General features: G+C 57.7%; 19 protein-coding genes. 11 read left to right on the top strand and 8 right to left on the bottom strand.

Annotated elements, in window-relative coordinates:
• The first annotated feature begins 6 nt into the window (after positions 1-6).
• The 8 genes from ACQG0T_RS11950 to ACQG0T_RS11915 all read left to right on the top strand — a co-directional run bounded on the left by ACQG0T_RS11950 (position 7) and on the right by ACQG0T_RS11915 (position 5,954).
• Positions 7-516, top strand: a complete 510-nt coding sequence (locus ACQG0T_RS11950) for a GNAT family N-acetyltransferase (protein WP_015570459.1) — start codon at positions 7-9, stop codon at positions 514-516.
• Between the two features lie 9 nt (positions 517-525).
• Positions 526-1,452 carry an amino acid ABC transporter permease gene (locus ACQG0T_RS11945; RefSeq protein ID WP_271040268.1) on the top strand — a complete coding sequence of 309 codons (927 nt, stop codon included), beginning with the start codon at positions 526-528 and terminating at the stop codon, positions 1,450-1,452.
• The gene (locus ACQG0T_RS11940) at positions 1,436-2,209 is read left to right on the top strand and encodes an amino acid ABC transporter ATP-binding protein (protein WP_271040267.1); all 774 of its coding nucleotides are present in this window, start codon (positions 1,436-1,438) and stop codon (positions 2,207-2,209) included. The genes ACQG0T_RS11945 and ACQG0T_RS11940 overlap by 17 nt, the downstream gene beginning before the upstream one ends.
• 9 nt (positions 2,210-2,218) lie before the next feature.
• Complete coding sequence (locus ACQG0T_RS11935; protein ID WP_271040266.1) at positions 2,219-3,106, top strand: transporter substrate-binding domain-containing protein; 888 nt, start codon at positions 2,219-2,221, stop codon at positions 3,104-3,106.
• 41 nt (positions 3,107-3,147) lie between these two features.
• Positions 3,148-3,765 (top strand): glutathione S-transferase family protein, encoded by a 618-nt coding sequence (locus ACQG0T_RS11930; protein WP_006810732.1) that lies wholly within the window; start codon positions 3,148-3,150, stop codon positions 3,763-3,765.
• Between the two features lie 37 nt (positions 3,766-3,802).
• On the top strand, positions 3,803-4,033 hold the full coding sequence (gene pptA / locus ACQG0T_RS11925) for a tautomerase PptA (RefSeq protein WP_003857012.1): 231 nt from the start codon (positions 3,803-3,805) through the stop codon (positions 4,031-4,033).
• A gap of 186 nt (positions 4,034-4,219) precedes the next feature.
• Positions 4,220-5,221: a Kdo(2)-lipid IV(A) acyltransferase gene (locus tag ACQG0T_RS11920; RefSeq protein WP_271040265.1), complete on the top strand. Its 1,002-nt coding sequence runs from the start codon at positions 4,220-4,222 to the stop codon at positions 5,219-5,221.
• Positions 5,222-5,312: 91 nt separating this feature from the next.
• A complete protein-coding gene (locus tag ACQG0T_RS11915; RefSeq protein ID WP_045334920.1) occupies positions 5,313-5,954 on the top strand; it encodes a DNA-binding protein in 642 nt (213 codons plus the stop codon).
• Here ACQG0T_RS11915 and ACQG0T_RS11910 read toward each other — a convergent pair.
• On the bottom strand, positions 5,947-6,246 hold the full coding sequence (locus ACQG0T_RS11910; protein WP_000612740.1) for an ArsR/SmtB family transcription factor: 300 nt from the start codon (positions 6,244-6,246) through the stop codon (positions 5,947-5,949). The genes ACQG0T_RS11915 and ACQG0T_RS11910 overlap by 8 nt on opposite strands.
• A gap of 161 nt (positions 6,247-6,407) precedes the next feature.
• On the opposite strand from ACQG0T_RS11910, the gene fusA reads away from it, so the two are divergent.
• On the top strand, positions 6,408-8,507 hold the full coding sequence (gene fusA, locus ACQG0T_RS11905; protein ID WP_163358534.1) for an elongation factor G: 2,100 nt from the start codon (positions 6,408-6,410) through the stop codon (positions 8,505-8,507).
• Between the two features lie 48 nt (positions 8,508-8,555).
• Here the strand turns inward: fusA and ACQG0T_RS11900 are convergent, their stop codons facing one another.
• Entirely contained in the window at positions 8,556-9,128 is a 573-nt protein-coding gene (locus tag ACQG0T_RS11900) for a flavin reductase family protein (protein ID WP_017382293.1), read from the bottom strand.
• A gap of 105 nt (positions 9,129-9,233) precedes the next feature.
• Here ACQG0T_RS11900 and nhoA point away from each other — a divergent pair, with 105 nt between their 5' ends.
• A complete protein-coding gene (gene nhoA, locus ACQG0T_RS11895) occupies positions 9,234-10,079 on the top strand; it encodes an N-hydroxyarylamine O-acetyltransferase (protein ID WP_015570465.1) in 846 nt (281 codons plus the stop codon).
• 79 nt (positions 10,080-10,158) lie between these two features.
• On the opposite strand, the gene narI is transcribed toward nhoA, so the two are convergent.
• The 6 genes from narI to ACQG0T_RS11865 all read right to left on the bottom strand — a co-directional run bounded on the left by narI (position 10,159) and on the right by ACQG0T_RS11865 (position 19,051).
• The gene (gene narI, locus ACQG0T_RS11890; RefSeq protein WP_023303778.1) at positions 10,159-10,839 is read right to left on the bottom strand and encodes a respiratory nitrate reductase subunit gamma; all 681 of its coding nucleotides are present in this window, start codon (positions 10,837-10,839) and stop codon (positions 10,159-10,161) included.
• Positions 10,836-11,531, bottom strand: coding sequence for a nitrate reductase molybdenum cofactor assembly chaperone (gene narW / locus ACQG0T_RS11885; protein WP_045329890.1), 696 nt, complete (start codon positions 11,529-11,531; stop codon positions 10,836-10,838). Before narW ends, narI begins: the two co-directional genes overlap by 4 nt.
• The gene (narH, locus tag ACQG0T_RS11880) at positions 11,531-13,075 is read right to left on the bottom strand and encodes a nitrate reductase subunit beta (protein ID WP_032648393.1); all 1,545 of its coding nucleotides are present in this window, start codon (positions 13,073-13,075) and stop codon (positions 11,531-11,533) included. The genes narW and narH overlap by 1 nt, the downstream gene beginning before the upstream one ends.
• A complete protein-coding gene (locus tag ACQG0T_RS11875) occupies positions 13,072-16,812 on the bottom strand; it encodes a nitrate reductase subunit alpha (protein WP_063132682.1) in 3,741 nt (1,246 codons plus the stop codon). Before ACQG0T_RS11875 ends, narH begins: the two co-directional genes overlap by 4 nt.
• Positions 16,813-16,879: 67 nt before the next feature.
• Complete coding sequence (locus ACQG0T_RS11870) at positions 16,880-18,265, bottom strand: NarK family nitrate/nitrite MFS transporter (RefSeq protein WP_026094300.1); 1,386 nt, start codon at positions 18,263-18,265, stop codon at positions 16,880-16,882.
• A 210-nt stretch (positions 18,266-18,475) separates the two neighbouring features.
• The gene (locus ACQG0T_RS11865; protein ID WP_015570471.1) at positions 18,476-19,051 is read right to left on the bottom strand and encodes a TetR family transcriptional regulator; all 576 of its coding nucleotides are present in this window, start codon (positions 19,049-19,051) and stop codon (positions 18,476-18,478) included.
• Positions 19,052-19,167: 116 nt separating this feature from the next.
• Between ACQG0T_RS11865 and ACQG0T_RS11860 the strand changes: the two genes are divergently transcribed.
• Complete coding sequence (locus ACQG0T_RS11860; protein WP_271040264.1) at positions 19,168-20,658, top strand: MFS transporter; 1,491 nt, start codon at positions 19,168-19,170, stop codon at positions 20,656-20,658.
• Positions 20,659-20,684 lie beyond the last annotated feature (26 nt).

Raw genomic sequence — 20,684 nt, 5'->3', positions numbered from 1 at the left:
GGCGCTATGCGCGAACAATTTCGTGACGTTTCGCCGGAAGATGCCGATCTTCAGCCCATTATCGAGGGGCTTTTCGGTGAGTACGCCGCTCGTTACGGCGACTACTTTTCAAAGGATGCGGAAGTCGAGCTGACAGAGTGGTACCTGGCGCCGCAGGGGCTGTTTATCGTCCTGGAGCGCGATGGCGAGATCATCGCCACCGGTGCGTACAAGCCCTTCGACGAACATACCGCAGAGATCAAACGCATCTGGACGAATAAAACGCTGCGCCAGCAGGGACTGGCCGCGCGCGTGGTACAGGAGCTGGAGCGCCGGGCGGTGCTGGCGGGCTACAGCCGCATCTACCTGACCACGGGGTTTCGCCAGCCGGAGGCGGTGCGGCTCTATCTCAGTCAGGGGTATCAGCCGCAGTTCGATCTTAACCGCGATCCGGAAGAGTATAGCCAGCCGCCGTTCGACGGTCGGCTGCGTTTCACCAAGACGCTGATCCGCGAAGCGCTCAGCAAAACCGCATAAGGAGCGACGATGAGCAACGTTGAAACCATAAAAGTGGTCCCGGCACGTTATCCGCTGCGCGCTGCTGGCGCCGTGGTGGCGCTGTTTGTACTGGCGGTCGTGATCCAGTCCGTGGCCTTTAATCCGCGCTGGGAATGGGCGGTATTTGCCCGCTGGTTCTTCGACCCGGTGATCCTCGAAGGCGTCGGCCAGACGCTGCTGCTGACGTTAATAAGCACCGTACTGAGCGTGATTATTGGCGGCATGCTGGCGCTGGCGAGGCTCTCGTCATCATGGCTGTTGAGCAGCCTGGCGTGGGGGTACATCTGGCTGTTCCGTTCCCTGCCGCTGATCGTGGTGCTGATTATCCTCTATAACTTCTCCTATCTCTACGACACGCTCTCTCTCGGCGTGCCTTTTACCGGCATTACCTGGGGCAGCTTTGAAACCATCAATGTTCTCGGGCAGTTTTCTACCGCCATCGTGGGGCTGACGCTGGTGCAGAGCGCCTATACTGCGGAGATCATTCGCGGGGGTTTCCTTGGGGTCGACCACGGTCAGTATGAGGCGGCCGCTGCGCTAGGTCTGCCGGCATGGCGTCGCACGGTGCGCATAATTCTCCCGCAGGCGCTGCGCACCATCCTGCCGTCCGGGTTTAACGAAATCATCAGCCTCGCCAAAGGGACGGCGATGGTTTACGTGCTGGCGATGCCGGAACTGTTCTACACGATCCAGATGATCTACAACCGCACCCAGGAGGTGATCCCGCTGTTGATGGTGGGGGCCGTCTGGTATCTGGTGATCACCACCGTACTGTCTGCCATCCAGCATGTTATTGAGCGTGGACTCGCCCGCAGCGAGCGCCGCTCCGCCGTTAACCACAACCGGGCGGCCAGTCGCGCGCGTTCCGTCACCACTTCGCCAGCACAGGAGCCTGTTCATGCAAGCCTCTCCTGAAGGACATATTTCCATTACCGGCGTCAGTAAGTTTTTTGGCCGACATAAAGCGCTCGATAACGTCACGCTTGAGATCCCGCCGGGCTCCGTGACGGTGATCCTCGGCCCCTCAGGATCGGGAAAATCGACGCTGCTGCGCACCATTAACCATCTTGAGCGCGTAGACGAAGGCTTTATTCAGATTGACGGGGATTACATCGGCTATCGCCGTCAGGGTGACAAACTCTACGAGCTCAAAGAGAAAGAGATCCTCAAACAGCGCGTCAACGTTGGGTACGTGTTTCAGAACTTCAATCTTTTTCCGCATCTCACGGTGCTGGAAAACCTGATTGAAGCACCCATCGCGCATAAAAAGTTCAGTAAAAAAGAGGCTGTTGAAAACGCCTACAGCCTTCTGGATGTGGTAGGTCTGCGCGATAAAGCCGATGCCTGGTCGCGTCACCTCTCCGGCGGCCAACAGCAGCGTATCGCCATTGCCCGCGCGCTGGCGCTGCGCCCGCGCGTGATGCTGTTTGATGAACCCACCTCGGCGCTGGATCCGGAACTGGTTGGCGAAGTGCTGGACGTGATTAAAAAGCTCGTCCGTTCCGGCACTACGCTGGTGGTGGTCACCCATGAGATCGGCTTTGCCCGGGAAGTGGCGGACCAGGTGGTATTTATGGTCGACGGTAAAATTGTGGAGCAGGGCAGCAGCGACGACGTGTTAAACCGACCGTCGCATCCGCGAACGCGCCAGTTCCTCTCAAAAGTGCTGTAAGGAGCGCAGATGAAATATGGACTCCTGGCGGGGCTGGTCTTCACGACGGCGAGCTACGCCAGCATTGATTTAAAGGCCAACGAACAGCCGCTGCCGGTGACGGTTGATCAACAGGCAGTGGCGAAAATCCCGGCGAACTATAAATTTGTTGAGCCGGGTACCCTCACGGTGGCGATTTCAGCCCTGAATTCTCCGCCGCTGGCGCTGCTGGCCAGTGATAACAGCACCCGTATTGGCAGCGACCCGGATATCGCCCGGTTGCTGGCGGGCAGTCTGGGGCTGAAGCTGAAGCTGGTGCCAACGGCGTGGGAAGACTGGCCGCTGGGGATCACTTCCGGGCGTTATGACGTGGCGTTGGTGAATATCGCCGTCACCGAGCAACGTAAGGCGAAGTTCGATTTTGCGACCTATCGCGTCGATTCCCTCGCCTTCTCGGTGAAATCCACCAGCAACGTACAGTCGATCACCCGTGCGAAAGATCTGGCCGGTAAAAAGGTGATTGTCGGGTCAGGCACCAATCAGGAACGTATTCTGCTGGGCTGGAACGAAGAGAATAAAAAGGCCGGGCGCGAGCCTGCGTTGCCGGTTTATCTGACCGACGACGCCTCAGGCAATCTTTATATTCAGTCCGGCAGGGCGGATGTTTTCTTTGGACCGCAGTCCGTTTCGGCCTACAAAGCCGCGTTAACCGGCAAAACCCGCGTCGTGGGATTAGGGCCGAAGAAAGCCTATGTCGCCACCACAACCAAAAAAGGTAATGGGCTGGTGTATGCGTTGCAGGCTGCGCTGGACGGTGCGATTAAGCGCGGGGAGTATCAAAAGGTGCTGGCGCGCTGGGGGGAGGCGGGCGAAGCGGTGACGTCTTCTGACGTTAACCCGCCCGGGATAACCTACTAATGGTGCTCTACACTTAGGGTTTTCATCCCTGAGGGGGCAACATGATCAAACTCTATGGCGTACCCGGCTGGGGATCGGCAATCAGTGAAGTGATGCTGACTCTGGCAGACATCCCGTATCAGTTCGTCAACGTGGACGGGTTTGACCAGCCCGGCCCGCAGCGCGAATTGCTGTTGAAACTGAACCCGCTGTGCCAGGTGCCGACGCTGGAGCTGGAAAACGGGGCGATCGTGACGGAAACCGCGGCGATCGCCCTGATGGTGCTCGACAGACGTCCCGACCTCGCGCCGCCCGTAGGGCAGGCCGAGCGCCAGCAGTTTCAGCGCCTGCTCATCTGGTTTGTGGCGAACGTCTATCCCACCTTTACGTATGCAGATTACCCGGAACGCTGGGTGCCTGATGCCCCGGAACAGCTGAAGAAAAATTGCATTGAGTACCGAAAATCGCTCTATCTGTGGTTCGACAGCCAGCTCAGCGCCTCGCCGTTTGCGTTTGGCAAACAGCTGACGCTGCTTGACGTCTATATTGCCGTTGCGCGTACCTGGGGGCCACGTCATGAGTGGTTTGCCACTAACACGCCTAATATTACCGCCGTCGCGGATGCCGTCTGCGCGCTGCCGGAACTGCACAAGGTGCTAAAAGCTAACGATATAATCTGATAACGTGGAACGCTCACCTATAAAAGGAGCCCTGCCCATGCCACACGTTGATATCAAATGTTTTCCACGCGATCTGACTGACGAACAAAAAACGGCCCTGGCGGCGGATATCGCCGAAGCGATCGCCCGTCATCTGAACAGCAAAGATCGCTCAATCTCCGTGGCGCTTCAGGAGGTTCAGGAAGCTGACTGGAAGGCGCAGGTCTGGGATACCGAGATCGGCCCGAAACTGGATGAACTGATTAAGAAGCCCGGTTATTCGATGTAACTTGCCTGCCGGGTGGTGCAATATCACCCGGCGCTCCTCGCTTTTATTCCCTTTCGCAAAAATCGATAATAAAAACCATAACGATTCCGCTACAATTCATCCTTCCGAACAATATTCGTTAAATCAGCAGGTAAGCACTGCAACTGCACCAGATTAAGTACAAATTAGTAAAAGGATAATTTTTCCATGACAAAATTACCTCAGTTTTCACTCGCCTTTATTCATCCTCGTTACTGGCTCAGCTGGGCAGGCATTGCCGCGCTCTGGTGCACGGTTCAGCTTCCGTACCCGCTGCTGTTGAAAACAGGTCACGGACTTGGGCGTCTGGCTATGCGCCTGCTTCCACGCCGCGTGGAGATCGCCAGACGAAATCTTGAGCTTTGCTTTCCTGATATGAAAGAGGACGAGCGCGAGGGTTTACTTGAGCGTAATTTTGAATCGGTTGGAATGGGCGTCATCGAAACGGGGATAGCGTGGTTCTGGCCAGACTGGCGCGTACGGAAACACTTCAGCGTGACCGGCTACGAACATATGGAACATGCGCGGGCGCAAGGAAGGGGAGTGGTGCTCATTGGCATGCATTTTCTCACGCTGGAATTAGGCGCACGCATCTTTGGGATGCTCAACGCGGGTATTGGTGTGTATCGTCCCAACAATAATGCGTTGCTCGACTGGCTGCAAACGCGCGGTCGTCTGCGTTCCAATAAAACCATGCTTGACCGCTATGACCTGAAGGGCATGATCCGCGCGCTGAAGCAAAACGAGATCCTGTGGTATGCCCCGGACCACGACTATGGCAAAACGAATAGCGTGTTTGTGCCGTTTTTTGCCGTCCCGGACGCCGCGACAACTGCCGGGAGCTACATGCTGGTGAAAAGTGCCAGACCGGCCGTGATCCCGTTTGTACCGCGCAGAAAAGCAGACGGCACAGGGTATGAGCTGATTATTCTGGAAGATATTAGCGATACCTTGCAGGGAGGCGACAAAGCGTCGGTGGCCACGCAAATGAACAGAGCGATTGAGCGCGCCGTGATGATGGCGCCTGAGCAATATATGTGGCTGCATCGCCGGTTCAAAACCAGCCCTGAAGGCCAGCCGGACCGGTATAAATGCAAAAAACAGGTCGCGTCTACTGCAAGAACCTTTTCTGCCAGCGATATTTCGGACCGGTCGAGTATCCAGCAGTAGCCCGGCAGGGCGGATGCCAGTGCGCTCCGCCCTTTATAAATCCTGCCGCGCTGGATAGAATTACCGCATCCATATTGACGGGATGCCCCACATGACCGGAAGAGTCGATTATCATCTAGAAAAATACGTCCTCACCGAAGCCGGCGAGCCGGAACGTCTGACGCGCCAGTGGGCCGAGGTGATGCGCGAATGTCATGACCAGAAATCCGGGGCAGAAGAGCGGCTGCGTCTCGCGCTGCTGAACGTGGATTATGTGACCAGCTTTGAGCTTCCCTTCCGGTTACTTCTTACCCGTGCACCGCAGCTGATTGATAGCATCAGAAATGAGTTTCAGCTCAGTCAAAAAAATGTCCTGTTCAACGGGAAGCGGTTTGGCTGCGTCTACAGCCTTAAACAGGATTTGAACGGCATTCCGGATGAATTTACCTACCACCTGAAGACCCGTATTCAGCGGATCGATGCGTCCGGCGGTTCGGAAGTGCCTTATCGGCAAATCGCTCAGCAGGTGAAAGCCCCCCGCGAGCGCCTCCAGCTGGCGCTGGAACAGGGGCTTGCGGTCACCGCGCTTGACGGGCTTTTCTGGTTTGGCCTCCAGCGCATAGCCGCCGAGGTGCAGCGGTTAAGGAAGACCGGGATGAGAATAGTGACGTCCGATACGGAGGTGTTCGACACCCTTACCGGAACAACACGGCGCATTCCGGTTTATCGTCTTGAGGACGCTGCCGCTACTTAGCCTGGAGCAGGATCGCCAGCAGTCCAGGAAAGCGGGCGTCCAGATCCTCTCTTCTCAGTGAGATCATATTCTCGCGCCCCTGCGGGCGCTGCCAGATCACGCCGCTGTCGCGCAGCACGCGCCAGTGGTGAGTCATAGTAGATTTCACCACCTCTTCCGGGCGCAGCGCGTTACAGCTCAGTTCGCTGCCGTCGGCCAGCCTGCGGATAATCGCTAATCGCAGCGGGTTGCCGAGGGCGAACAGCACATTTTCCAACACTATTTGTTCAGGTTCCGGGTGGTTTGGGATCATCGTTTTCCTGCGTCTCGCGTGAGATTGAGCTATATCAACAATAGGTCAACCGTTAAAAAATAGTTCGATAATACTCGTACAATCGGACTATTATAACAAACGAACGAACACGCGACCATCCCGGTCGTCACAAACCAGTCATGAAGACTTAAGGAAATAACATGCCCCGACCCATTCCACTCGAACGTTATCGCAACATCGGTATCTCCGCGCATATCGATGCGGGCAAAACAACCACCACTGAGCGCATCCTGTTTTACACCGGGATGAGCCACAAGCTGGGTGAAGTACACGATGGCGCGGCAACCACCGACTGGATGGCGCAGGAGCAGGAGCGGGGGATCACCATTACGTCGGCGGCGGTGAGCTGTTTCTGGCCCGGTATGGACAGAGGCTTTGAACCGCACCGCATCAATATTATCGACACCCCCGGGCACGTGGATTTCACCATTGAGGTGGAACGTTCCATGCGTGTGCTCGACGGCGCGGTAATGGTCTATGACTCCGTCGGCGGCGTGCAGCCGCAGTCGGAGACCGTCTGGCGTCAGGCGAATAAATATCACGTCCCGCGCCTGGCATTCGTCAACAAAATGGACCGCCCGGGTGCGGATTTCTTCCGCGTGGTGCAGATGATGCAGGAGCGGCTGAAAGCCAATCCGGTCCCGATTGTGATCCCCGTGGGGGCAGAAGAACACTTCACCGGCGTGGTGGATCTCATCAGGATGCGCACTATTCTTTGGGATGATGCGACGCAGGGCATGGCGTTTAGCTATGCGCCAGTGCCTGACGATCTGCTGAGCACCGCCCAGGCGTGGCGAGAAAAAATGGTTTCGGCTGCGGCAGAAGCCAGCGATGAGCTTATGGATAAGTACCTTGAGACGGGCGAACTGGATGAAGCGGAAATCATCAAAGGGCTGCGGATCCGGACTATCTCCGGCGAAATACAGCCCATGCTGTGCGGCAGCGCCTTCAAGAACAAGGGCGTGCAGCGCATGCTCGACGCGGTGATTGAATTGATGCCGTCTCCACTGGACGTGCCCGCTATTGATGGGGTAGACGAAGACGGACAGCACGCCGAGCGCCACCCAAGCGATGATGAACCGTTCTCGGCGCTGGCCTTCAAGCTGATGAGCGATCCGTACGTCGGCCAGCTGACCTTTATCCGCGTCTATTCCGGCATACTGCGTAAAGGCGACGCGGTGTACAACCCGGTGAAGGGTAAGAAAGAACGTATCGGGCGCATCGTGCTGATGCATGCCAACGATCGCCATGAGGTGGACGAGCTGCGCGCAGGGGATATCGCGGCCTGTGTCGGGCTGAAAGACGTCACCACCGGTGACACGCTGACCGACCCGAATGCGGTGATCACCCTTGAACGGATGGAGTTCCCGGACCCGGTTATTTCACTGGCGATTGAGCCGAAAACCAAGGCCGATCAGGAGAAAATGGGGATCGCCCTACAGCGCCTGGCGGCGGAGGATCCGTCGTTTCGCCTGCACACGGACGAAGAGTCCGGACAGACCATCATCTCCGGGATGGGCGAGTTGCATCTGGAGATCATCGTTGACCGCATGAAGCGTGAATTTGGCGTTGAGGCGAACATTGGTCGTCCGCAGGTCACCTACCGTGAAACCCTGCGTAAAGCGGTGAAGGATATAGAAGGTAAATTTGTCCGACAGTCCGGCGGGAAAGGGCAGTACGGTCATGTGGTCCTGAGCCTTGAGCCGTTAGCCGCCGGGAGTGGTTTTGTGTTTGAAGATGCCACCAAAGGCGGGGTGGTGCCGCGGGAGTACATCCCGTCGGTGGAAAAAGGCTTGCGAGAAGCCATGAATACGGGAGTGCTGGCGGGCTATCCGGTGGTGGATGTGAAAGCGACCCTGACGTTTGGTTCCTACCATGACGTTGACTCCTCGGAGATGGCCTTCCGCATGGCGGCGATCCTCGGCTTCAAAGAGGGCGCACGGCGGGCGGATCCGGTTATTCTTGAGCCGGTCATGCACGTTGAGGTGGAAACGCCGGAAGAGTACGCCGGGAACATTATGGGCGATCTCTCCTCCCGTCGCGGCCTGGTGCAGGGGATGGCAGAGCAGTACGGCAGCCAGATTATTCGCGCTGACGTCCCGCTGGCTGAGATGTTTGGCTACGCCACCACGCTGCGCTCGATGTCCCAGGGTCGCGCGACGTATACGATGGAGTTCCATCATTTTGCGGAAGCTCCGCGGAATGTGGCGGATGAGATTATTGCGAAGCGTGTGAAGTAATAAAAAGCCCTCTTCCTCAGGAAGAGGGCTTTTCTTTTTTAAGGTGCGTTAATCCAGCGCCTTCACCATTTTCCCGCTCGCGACAAACGTACCCGCACCCAGATGATGCAGCGTATTCAGCTTATCCCCGTCAAACTGCCAGCGTCCGGCGACAAATGCGCGTTCATCCGCCGCGGCGGAAACCACTTCGCCAAACAGAGTGTCATATTTCTCGGCCGCAGAGGTTACAGGTAATAACCGGCACTCCATCCACGCCAGACATTTCTCTTCTATAACCGGCAGGCCAAGCTCAGGGCCATAAATAACCGGGATCCCGTAGCAGTTAAATTTATCCTCGTCGCGCCCGCTGACGCTGCCGACCGCCCAGGTCCAGTTGGCTGCCGCCACGCCGGGGATCACAATGCCGAATTTCCCGCTGCGTTCGATCAACTCCCGTGACCATGCGCTTTTGTCTACCACAATCGCGATACGCGGGGGTTCAAATTCCACCGGCATAGACCATGCGGCGGCCATGACGTTGCGACGATCGATGGTCTCATCCCGGCTGGTGATGAGCACGGTTGGACCGTGATTCAGAAGACGGCTGGCATGACGTAATTCAACAGGGCGAAAGTGGTTCATAGGATCTCCTCATGTACACGATGAGTATGACGAAAAAGCACTTTTGCGCATATGCATCAGGGAAAATAGTTTATAAACAGGGGATATCACATCCTGGAGCAAATCATGTCCCCATTTCTGAGTGCTTATTTTGCCCGCACGGGCTGGCAGCAGCCCGTACAGGTTGATATCGATACCCTGCGGGGGCTGCATTTACACCATAACTGCGCGATCCCTTTCGAAAATATCGATGTTGTTTTGCCGCGTGAAATCCATCTGGACGACGGGTGTCTGGTGGATAAACTGGTCACCGCGCGTCGGGGGGGGTATTGCTTCGAGCAAAACGGCCTGTTTGAGCGGGTGTTGCGCGAAGTCGGTTTTACGGTGCGCAGCGTGCTGGGGCGGGTTGTGCTGGCTAATCCGTCGCAGATGCCGCCACGCACGCACCGGTTGCTGCTGGTTGAGCTGAACGGCGAGCGCTGGATCGCCGATGTGGGATTTGGCGGACAAACGCTGACGGCGCCGATTCGTTTGATCGCTAACGAGGAGCAGGAAACCCCGCACGGGAGTTATCGTTTGCTGAGCGAGGGTAACGACTGGGTACTGCAATTCCGCCATCACGAGCACTGGCAGTCGATGTACCACTTCGACCTGGCGACCCAGTACTTCAACGATTACGTGATGGGAAACTTCTGGTCGGCGCACTGGCCGCAGTCCCATTTCCGTCATCACCTGCTGATGTGTCGCCACCTGCCGGACGGGGGCAAGCTGACGCTGACCAACTTTAATTTTACTCACTGGCAGAACGGGCATGTGGAGGAGCAGATCCATTTGCCGGATGCGGAGGCGCTGTATAAGCTGATGCAGGCGCGGTTTGGCCTGGGCGTTGATGACCCGAAGCACGGCTTTACCCTGGCCGAGCTGACGGCCGTGATGGCGGGGTTTGATACGCATCCACAGGCAGGGAAATAGCCCGGTGGCGGCTACGCCTTACCGGGCCTACGGGAGTGTGAGCGTAGGTCGGGTAAGGCGTAGCCGCCACCCGACAAAATCAACGGCGCGATCTCACCACCTGATAGCGACGGGTGAAGTACTCAAACGGCGCGCTCCACACGTGCACCAGACGGGTGAACGGGAAGATAAGGAAGATCGTCATCCCCAGCACCAGATGCACGCGGAAGATCGGTGCGACGCCGCTCAGCATTTCTGACGAGCCTCCCTTAAACGTCACGATCCCCTGCGCCCAGCCGACCAGCTTCATCATCTCGCTTCCGTCAGGATACTGGGCGGAGAAAGGAATGGTCGACAGCCCAAGGATGCACTGAAGCAGCAGGATACTCATGATGATAATATCCGGCGTGGTGGACGTGGCACGCACCCGCTGGTTGAACAAGCGGCGGTAAAGCAGCATCGACCCGCCAACCAGCGTCAATACGCCGCACACACCACCCGCCATCATCGCCAGCTGCTGCTTAACCGCGACGGGTAAAAACCAGGCGTACATCCAGTGCGGGGTTAACATGCCGAACAAATGCCCGAAGAAGATCCCCAGAATGCCAATATGAAACAGGTTAGAGCCCCAGTTCATACCGCGCTTGCTGAGCATCTGGCTCGACGAGGCGCGCCAGGTGTACTGCCCGTAGTCGTAGCGCAACCAGCTGCCAAGGAAAAACACGGTGGCGCAGATGTACGGATAAATGTCATAGAAAAACACGTTCAGGTAATGTGTCATTTTGGGCCTCCGGCGCTGACGTCCACGTACTGCGGCGCGACGTCCTGGCTAAAGCGTCGTTGATATTGCTGCATCGGCGAGCTGTCGCACGATGTGGCGTTGTCTTCGATAAACTTCACCTGTTCCTCTTCCCACACGGCGTCCAGCGCCTGACGGGTATCATCCCGTTTTTCACCAGACACCTGCTTCGCCACGCTGTCGCTGGAAAGCCGTGTACCGGCCATCGTCAGCAGGGCGTCAAACAGCTGGTAATGTGCCACCTCGCGCTGTTTCAGCCGGCCGCCAATCAGCGCCAGGATCGGCGCGACGTTTTGCAGCCCTTCACGCGCCTCGTCATCGCTGACGATACTGAGATATTCCAGATAGAGCGGCAGATAGTCCGGCAGCTCGCGGCAGTCCAGCTGGAGCCCGGCTTTCTCATACTGGCTCATCAGGTCGACCATCGCCTGACCGCGATCGCGGGACTCGGCGTGAACGTGTTCGAACAGCAGTAGCGAGGTTGCGCGCCCCCGCTCGAAGACTTCACACCATTCGGCCTGCTTATCCAGCAGCGTGGCGCTCAGGTGCTGCTGCGCAAACGGCAGCAGCATGGGCGCGTCCTGTTCCACCAGGGAAAGCGCTTCGTCACGGTTTTCCCACAGCAGCTCATCGGGATACTCAATGAGTAGCGCGATGATTTTGAGGATTTGCATTATTCTCCCTCCCCGTGTTCACGCACCTCGGTGATGTTGATCGCGTCGATGCGGCTGCTGTTGAAGAGGTTGAATTTGGTGTCGGAACCGTGGCAGCCGTCGCCAAAGGTGAAGCCGCAGCCGTTTTTCTCCGGGAAGGCGTCGCGCGCCATTTCGCGGTGGCTGGTCGGGATCACGAAGCGGTCTTCGTAGTTGGCAATCGCCAGGTAGCGATACATCTCTTCTACTTGTTCTTCCGTCAGGCCGACCTCTTCGATGGCGCGGGTGTCGGTCACGCCTTCCACGGTCTGGGAACGCTTGTAGTGGCGCATCGCCATCATGCGCTTCAGGGCACGCAGCACCGGACCGGTATCGCCCGCGCTGAGCATGTTTGCCAGGTACTGCACCGGAATGCGCAGGCTTTCGACAGCAGGCAGCACGCCGTCGCTCTGCGGCAAACCACCCGCGTCCGCGTAGGACTGAATCGGTGACAGCGGCGGCACATACCAGACCATCGGCAGGGTGCGGTATTCCGGATGCAGCGGCAGGGCAAGCTTCCAGTCCATCGCCATTTTGTAAACCGGGGAACGCTGTGCCGCGTCGATGACGTTCTGCGGAATACCCTGTTTCAGCGCTTCCTCAATCACCGCCGGATCGTTCGGGTTAAGGAACACGTCGCACTGGCGCTCGTACAGGTCGGTCTCATGCTCGGTGCTGGCGGCCTCCTCGATACGGTCCGCGTCATACAGCAGCACGCCAAGGTAGCGGATGCGCCCGACGCAGGTTTCCGAACAGACGGTCGGCTGACCGGACTCAATGCGCGGGTAGCAGAAGATGCACTTCTCTGACTTGCCGCTCTTCCAGTTGAAGTAGATTTTCTTGTACGGGCAGCCGCTGATGCACAGACGCCAGCCGCGGCATTTGTCCTGGTCAATCAGCACAATGCCGTCCTCTTCACGCTTGTAAATCGCACCGCTCGGGCAGGTGGCAACGCAACTGGGGTTCAGACAGTGCTCGCACAGACGCGGCAGGTACATCATGAAGGTGTTTTCAAACTGGCCGTACATCTCCTTCTGGATCTTCTGGAAATTGCGGTCGCGGGCGCGTTTTTCGAATTCGCCGCCCAGCAGCTCCTCCCAGTTGGGCCCCCATTTGATTTTATCCATTCGCTTGCCGTCGATCAGCGAACGTGGGCGGGCGGTAGGGAGGTGGTCTCCCTCCGGCGCACGATGCAGATCCTGATAATCGAAGGTGAAGGGTTCATAGTAATCGTCAATCTGCGGCAGGACGGGGTTAGCGAAAATCTTCGACAGCACGCCCATTTTTCCGCCGAGGCGCGGGGTCAGCTTGCCGTGAATACCGCGGATCCAGCCGCCTTGCCACTCATCCTGATCTTCCCAGTTTTTCGGATAGCCGATACCCGGTTTGGTTTCGACGTTATTAAACCACGCGTACTCCATCCCTTCGCGCCCGGTCCAGACGTTCTTACAGGTGACCGAGCAGGTGTGGCAGCCAATGCATTTATCGAGATTCAGAACCATGCCAACCTGTGAGCGTATTTTCATTTTTTCGCCTCCTGTACCTGATCCCGACCTTCGCCGTCCAGCCAGTTAATGTTTTTCATTTTACGGATCATGATGAACTCGTCGCGGTTCGAGCCGACGGTGCCGTAATAGTTGAAGCTGTACGCCAGCTGCGCGTAGCCACCGATCATGTGGGTTGGTTTCGGGCAGACACGGGTGACCGAGTTGTGGATCCCGCCGCGCCGTCCGGTCACTTCTGACCCCGGAATGTTCAGAATGCGCTCCTGAGCGTGGTACATCATGGTCATGCCCGGCGGCACGCGCTGGCTGACAACCGCGCGGGCGGTAAGGGCGCCGTTGGCGTTAAAGGCTTCGATCCAGTCGTTGTCCTCTATGCCCAGCTCGCGCGCATCGGTTTCGCTGATCCAGACGATTGGCCCCCCGCGCGACAGGGTCTGCATCAGCAGGTTTTCGCTGTAGGTGGAGTGAATGCCCCATTTCTGGTGCGGCGTCAGGAAGTTAAGCGCTTTTTCCGGGAATCCGTTCGGCGGGATTTCGCGCATATGGGTGACGCTGCGGGTGTCAATCGGTGGACGATAGGCCACCAGACTCTCCCCGAAGGCGCGCATCCAGGCATGATCCTGATACAGCTGCTGGCGGCCCGAAATCGTGCGCCACGGGATCAGCTCGTGAACGTTGGTATAGCCCGCGTTGTAGGAGACGTGCTCGCTCTCAAGGCCGGACCACGTCGGGCTGGAGATGATTTTGCGCGGCTGCGCCTGAATATCGCGGAAGCGGATTTTCTCATCTTCTTTGTTCAGCGCCAGATGGGTGTGATCGCGCCCGGTCAGTTCGCCGAGGGCTTCCCATGCTTTGACCGCGACCTGACCGTTAGTTTCTGGCGCAAGGGCGAGGATCACCTCTGAAGCGTCAATGGCGGTCTCGATGCGCGGACGACCTTTCGCCGGGCCGTCGGACTTGACGTAGTTGAGCTTGCCGAGGAAATCGACCTCGTTCTGGGTGTTCCACGATATGCCTTTTCCGCCGTTACCGAGCTTGTCCAGCAGCGGCCCAAGTGCCGTAAAGCGCTCGTAGGTTTCCGGATAGTTGCGCTCGACGACTGCAATGTTTGGCGCGGTTTTGCCGGGGATCAGATCGCATTCGCCTTTGCGCCAGTCCTGAATATCAAACGGCTGCGACAGTTCCCCCGGTGAATCATGCTGTAGCGGCTGTAGCACCACGTCAGTCTCGGTGCCGAGATGTCCGACGCACACTTCAGAGAACACTTTGGCGATGCCCTTGTAGATCTCCCAGTCGCTGCGGGACTCCCACGCCGGGTCAACGGCGGCGGAAAGCGGGTGAATAAACGGATGCATGTCCGAGGTATTCATATCGTCTTTTTCATACCAGGTGGCGGTGGGCAGGACGATATCCGAGAACAGGCAGGTGCTGGACATACGGAAATCGAGCGTCACCAGCAGATCCAGCTTGCCCTCAATGGCGGCGGTTTGCCATTCCACCTCTTCAGGTTTCACGTCGTCCGTTGAGCCTAAATCCTCACCCTGAATACCGCTCTCGGTGCCAAGCAGGTATTTCAGCATGTATTCATGGCCTTTCCCGGACGAGCCAAGCAGGTTAGAACGCCAGACAAACAGGTTGCGCGGGTGGTTCTTACCGTTATCCGGCTGTTCGCAGGCGAAGCGGATATCGCCCGATTTTAACGCCTGAACGGTGTAGTCCTGCGGCGACATGCCGGCGGCGTCCGCCCGGGCCTTAACGTGCAGCGGGTTGAGATTAAGCTGTGGAGCCGACGGCAGCCAGCCCATGCGCTCGGCGCGGACATTGAAATCAATCAGGTGACCGGTAAACTTCGATGCGTCTGCAAGGGGAGAAAGCAGTTCCTGTGCGGTGAGCTTCTCATAGCGCCACTGGCTGGCGTGGTTGTAGAAGTACGATGTGCTGTTCATCTGGCGCGGCGGACGGTTCCAGTCCAGCGCGAAGGCCAGCGGCAGCCAGCCGGTTTGCGGGCGCAGCTTTTCCTGGCCGACATAGTGCGACCAGCCGCCGCCGCTCTGCCCGACGCAGCCGCAGAAGACCAGCATGTTGATCATCCCGCGGTAGTTCATGTCCATGTGGTACCAGTGGTTCACACCGGCCCCGAGGATGATCATCGAACGACCGTGAGTTTTGTGCGCCGTGTCGGCAAATTCACGGGCGATTTTTTCTATCAGATAAGCGGGGACGCCGGTAATTTGTTCGCCCCAGGCCGGGGTGTAGGCTTTTATCTCGGCGTAGTTTGTCGCCGCGTTACTGTCTTCCAGACCGCGATCGAGGCCGTAGTTTGCCAGCACCAGATCGTACACGCTAACCACGCGTCTCTGGCTGCCGTCGGCCAGCGTCAGGGTTTTACTCGGTACGCGGCGCGTCAGCACCGGCTCCTGCTTCACGCTGCGGAAATGCGGATTCTCGTTGCCCCCGAAGTAAGGGAAGGCCACGTCTGCCACGCTGTCGTGGGTGATGAGCAGGGAAAGCGTCAGCTCGGTTTCCTGTCCCGCAGCCAGCGACTCCAGGTTCCATTTGCCTTTTTCACCCCAGCGGAAGCCGATGGAACCATTCGGCGCCACCAGATTTCCGGCCACGTCAAAGGCGATGGTTTTCCACTCCGGATTATTGGTTTCACCCAGCCCGTCGGCCAGATCCGACGCGCGCAGCATGCGGCCCGGCACCACGCGACCGTCAGCCTGTTCATCCAGCAGGACCAGCATCGGCATGTCGGTGTAGCGGCGGCAATAGTTGAGGAAGTACTCGCTCGGGTTATCGAGGTGGAACTCTTTAAGGATCACATGGCCCATCGCCATGGCAAGGGCGCTGTCGGTACCCTGTTTGGGGGCCAGCCACTGGTCGCTGAGCTTCGCCACCTCCGAGAAGTCCGGCGTAATGGCGACGGTCTTGGTGCCCTTGTAACGCACTTCGGTAAAGAAGTGGGCGTCCGGGGTGCGCGTCTGCGGCACGTTCGACCCCCAGGCAATGATATAGCTGGAGTTGTACCAGTCCGCGGATTCCGGCACGTCGGTCTGTTCGCCCCAGGTCATCGGCGACGCCGGTGGCAGATCGCAGTACCAGTCATAGAAGCTCAGGCAGGTGCCGCCGAGCAGGGAGAGATAGCGCGTACCGGCGGCATAAGAGACCATCGACATGGCCGGGATGGGGGAAAAACCGGCTACCCGATCCGGGCCGTAGTTTTTGATGGTCCAGACGTTGGCGGCAGCAATCAGCTGGTTAAGCTCTTTCCAGTTTGAGCGGATAAAACCGCCTTTTCCGCGCGCTTTCCTGTAGCTCTGCGCTTTCTGCGGATCGTTCTGGATGGCATCCCAGGCCAGCACCGGATCGGTATGCTGCGCCAGCGCCTCGCGCCAGAGTTCGATCAGCCTGCGGCGTACCAGCGGGTACTTGAGACGGTTGGCGCTGTAGAGATACCAGGAGTAGCTTGCGCCACGTGGGCAGCCGCGAGGTTCGTGGTTAGGCAGGTCAGGGCGGGTGCGCGGGTAGTCGGTCTGCTGGGTTTCCCAGGTCACCAGGCCATTTTTGACATAAATCTTCCAGCTACAGGAGCCGGTGCAGTTAACGCCGTGGGTGGATCGCACAATCTTGTCGAACTGCCAGCGCTGACGGTAGCTGTCCTCCCAGTCGCGGTTGGTGTGGTACACCTGCCCGTGCCCATCGGCGAAACTGTCGCCTTTTGTTTTGAAGTAACGGAAGCGGTCCAACAGTTTGCTCATGACATTTCTCCTGCTTCGATAGCATGGCCGGAGGGTGAGACATCACGCTCCGGCGAAGAGGTAGTTATTATTTTTGTGAGGATTTGCGGCCGTACACCAGCCAGGTGACGAGCACGCAGACGATGTAAAACACGAGGAAGACTTTCATGGCGCCCACCGGGGAACCGGTCATCGCCAGGGATGTGCCAAAGGCTTTGGGAATAAAGAACCCGCCTACCGCACCGATGGCAGAGATAAAGCCCAGCGCGGCAGCCGTTTCGGTCACCGCTTCATGCTGTGCCTGTTCGTCGCTCCCGCCCTGTTTTTTCACGCGGTCGAGGGTGATTTGGCGAAAGATAATCGCGATCATCTGGAAGGTCGAGCCGCTGCCCAGGCCTGCGGTGAGGAACAGGCCCATAAAGACCAGATAGAAGGCCATAAAACTGCCTGAACCAGACCCGGGGAGCGTCAGGAAAATCAGGGCGCTAAAGATGGCCATAAAAACGAAGTTGATCAGCGTCACCCGTACGCCGCCCAGCCTGTCTGAAATCATTCCGCCAGCCGAACGCGCCAGAGCGCCGATCAGCGGGCCAAAGAAGGCGAGGTGGAGGATATTTACGTCCGGAAACTGGGTTTTCGACAGCATAGCAAAGCCTGCCGAGAAACCGATAAACGAGCCGAAGGTTGCCAGATAAAGCAGGCTCAGCAGCCAGAGGTGAAAGCGCTTAAGCACCGGAAGCTGGCTGGCAATGGACGCTTTCGAGCTGGCGATGTCGTTCATGCCAAAAAACGCCGCAAGGGTAGCAAGAATCAGCAGCGGCGCCCAGATCCACGCCGCGTTCGCCAGCCACATCGTCGAGCCATCCTCCTGGGGGACGCCGTGAACGCCGAGGAAGGTAAACATCGGCAGAAAAATCACCAGCGGCGCAACCAGTTGCATCACGCTCACGCCCAGGTTACCCAGCCCGCCGTTAATGCCCAGCGCGCTGCCCTGTCTGGCTTTCGGGAAGAAGAAGCTGATGTTTCCCATGCTGGAAGCGAAGTTGGCGCCGGCAAAACCGCACAGCAGTGCGATGATGATAAAGACCCAGTAAGGCGTAGCGGTATTCTGGATGGCGATCCCAAGCCAGACACAGGGCACGACCAGGATCACGGTGCTCAACACGGTCCAGTAACGTCCGCCAAATATCGGCACCATAAAAGAGTAGGGGACACGCAATATCGCGCCGGAAAGAGAAGGTAATGCCGTTAGCATAAAAAGCTGATCGGTGCTGAAATTAAATCCGACCTTATTAAGGTTTACCGCAATAGCGCTAAACAACATCCAGACACAAAACGCGAGAAGCAAACACGCCACGGAAATCCACAGGTTTCTTCGTGCGATATGTTTCCCTTTATTCTCCCAAAATTGCGCGTTTTCCGGTTTCCAGTTACTCAACAGATGCTGATTACTCTTCTCGCTTTGATGTGACATATCACCCTCTTGCTTACCAAAATGGAGAGAAAAAAGAAGTAAAAACAGAAAGATACCTGTCGGCAGTTTGTAGAAATTATTGGATGTTATGGGATACATCTGAAAGGATAGATAAAAAAGCGAATCCCTGAGTTTGGAATGGGAATCAGGGTTCGCTTTATGTGTTACTAATTGTAACTATTTGCGGTAATTAATACCCCGATGGGAGTATTAAAACAATTCGAGGGAGATAAGTTTATCCAGATGCTTATTAAATGCCGCGTCGTCCATTTCAGGCATATTTAATACGTATATGCCATCCAGGCCACATACCAGACCAATTAAACGCCAGGCGATATTTTCCGGCTGGTCAGCAAGCGTAAAGGCGTTGGCCTCCGCCCCGGCGCGGATAATCGCGACCGTTTCCTGGTGCCACATCTCCATGGTCAAAACGTAGGCGCCTTTGATATCGCTATCCCGGCTGGCGAGAATTTGTGCCTCCCGCCACAGTCGAATGTAGGGCTCAAACCCGCCGTCATCGCTGCCGAGCATGGCATGCAGGCGCTCGCGCCAGCCGGCGTTTTCGCCAACGATTTCAGCATCCAGCAAATCGCGGATCAGCCGGACAAACGCCAGCGACTTAAGCTCGCCCGCCGACGCAAAGTGGTGATGCACCTGCCCGGTGGCGACGCCCGCTTCGGTAGCGATGCGGCGCACGGTCATCGCAGCGAATCCTTCGGTCAGCGCCACGCGCATCGCGGCCTGGAGGATCTCTTCCCGCCGCTCGTCCTTGCTCAGATAACGCATAATTTCTCACTCTCAATGGCAACGAAACGAGTGTAACAAAGAGCTGGACAAGTGTTCAACTTTACGTAGGATCGCATTCTGGACATGTGTCCAGTTTTTAACTGAAAAGGAAATTTATGTTTCGTCAGTGGTTAGCGTTAGTGATTATCGTGCTGGTGTATATCCCGGTGGCGATTGACGCGACGGTGCTGCACGTGGCGGCGCCAACATTGAGCATGACGCTGGGTGCCAGCGGCAACGAATTGCTGTGGATTATTGATATTTACTCGCTGGTGATGGCGGGAATGGTGCTGCCGATGGGCGCGCTGGGCGATCGCATAGGTTTTAAGCGCCTGCTGATGATCGGCAGCGTGCTGTTTGGCCTGTCATCGTTAGCGGCGGCTTTTGCGCCGTCCGCGGGCTGGCTGATTGCCGCCCGCGCGTCGCTGGCGATTGGCGCGGCGATGATCATTCCGGCTACGCTTGCAGGGATCCGCACCCTGTTTATTGACGTGCGGCACCGTAATATCCCCCTCGGCGTCTGGGCTGCCGTTGGGTCGGGCGGCGCGGCGTTTGGCCCGCTGATTGGCGGCATGCTGCTGGAGCACTTTTACTGGGGGTCGGTGTTCCTGATTAACGTGCCGATCGTGCTGATCGTGGTTTCGCTTGCTGCGCGCCTGGTGCCTGCTCAGCAGGGGCGGCCCGAGCAGCCGCTCAATATCAGCCATGCCATTATGCTGATTGTGGCGATTTTACTGCTGGTCTATAGCGCCAAAATCGCCCTGAAAGGGGTGCTGTCGCCGTGGATGGTGGCCTGTACGCTGCTTACCGGGGCGGTGATGCTGTTTATCTTCGTCCGTATCCAGCTGCGCGCGCGCGTGCCGATGATCGACATGCGTCTGTTTTGCCATCGCATTATTTTAAGCGGCGTGGTCATGGCGATGACCGCCATGATTGCGCTGGTGGGCTTTGAACTGCTGATGGCGCAGGAGTTGCAATTCGTGCATGGTTTTACGCCGTTTGAAGCAGGGATATTTATGCTGCCGGTGATGGTGGCGAGCGGATTTAGCGGGCCGATCGCGGGTGTGCTGGTTGGGCGTCTGGGGCTGCGCATTGTCGCGGCCGGAGGCATGGGGCTTAGCGCGGTCAGTTTTATCGGCCTGTCGACGCTCGATTTCAGCACCCAACAGTGGCAGGCGTGGAGCCTGATGGTGCTGCTGGGCTTCAGTGCCGCCAGCGCACTGCTGGCCTCGACGTCAGCGATCATGGCTGCCGCGCCGAAAGAGAAAGCGGCCGCCGCAGGCGCGATCGAAACCATGTCCTACGAGCTGGGTGCTGGTCTGGGGATCGCCATTTTCGGTCTGCTGTTAACCCGCAGCTTTTCGGCGTCTATTGTACTGCCGCAGGGGCTGAGCGCGTCGCTGACCGATAAAGCCTCGTCGTCCATCGGTGAAGCGATGAAGGTGGCGCAGGAGCTGTCGCCGTCGCTGGCCGAGCCGGTGATGAAGGCGGCGAAAACCGCGTTCATCACCTCGCACAGCGTGGCCCTGGGCAGTGCGGGAGGCATGCTGCTGATTCTGGCGGTCGGGATCTGGTTTAGTCTGGCGAAGGTCGGAGGGCAGCAGTAATAAAAAAGGCCAGCCGCGAGGGCTGG

The organism is Enterobacter cloacae complex sp. 302F9 (genome assembly GCF_050030335.1).
Lineage (GTDB): Bacteria > Pseudomonadota > Gammaproteobacteria > Enterobacterales > Enterobacteriaceae > Enterobacter > Enterobacter hormaechei_C.
Note: the sequence above shows the minus strand (reverse complement) of the source record. Positions and strands in the feature narration are given on the sequence as shown.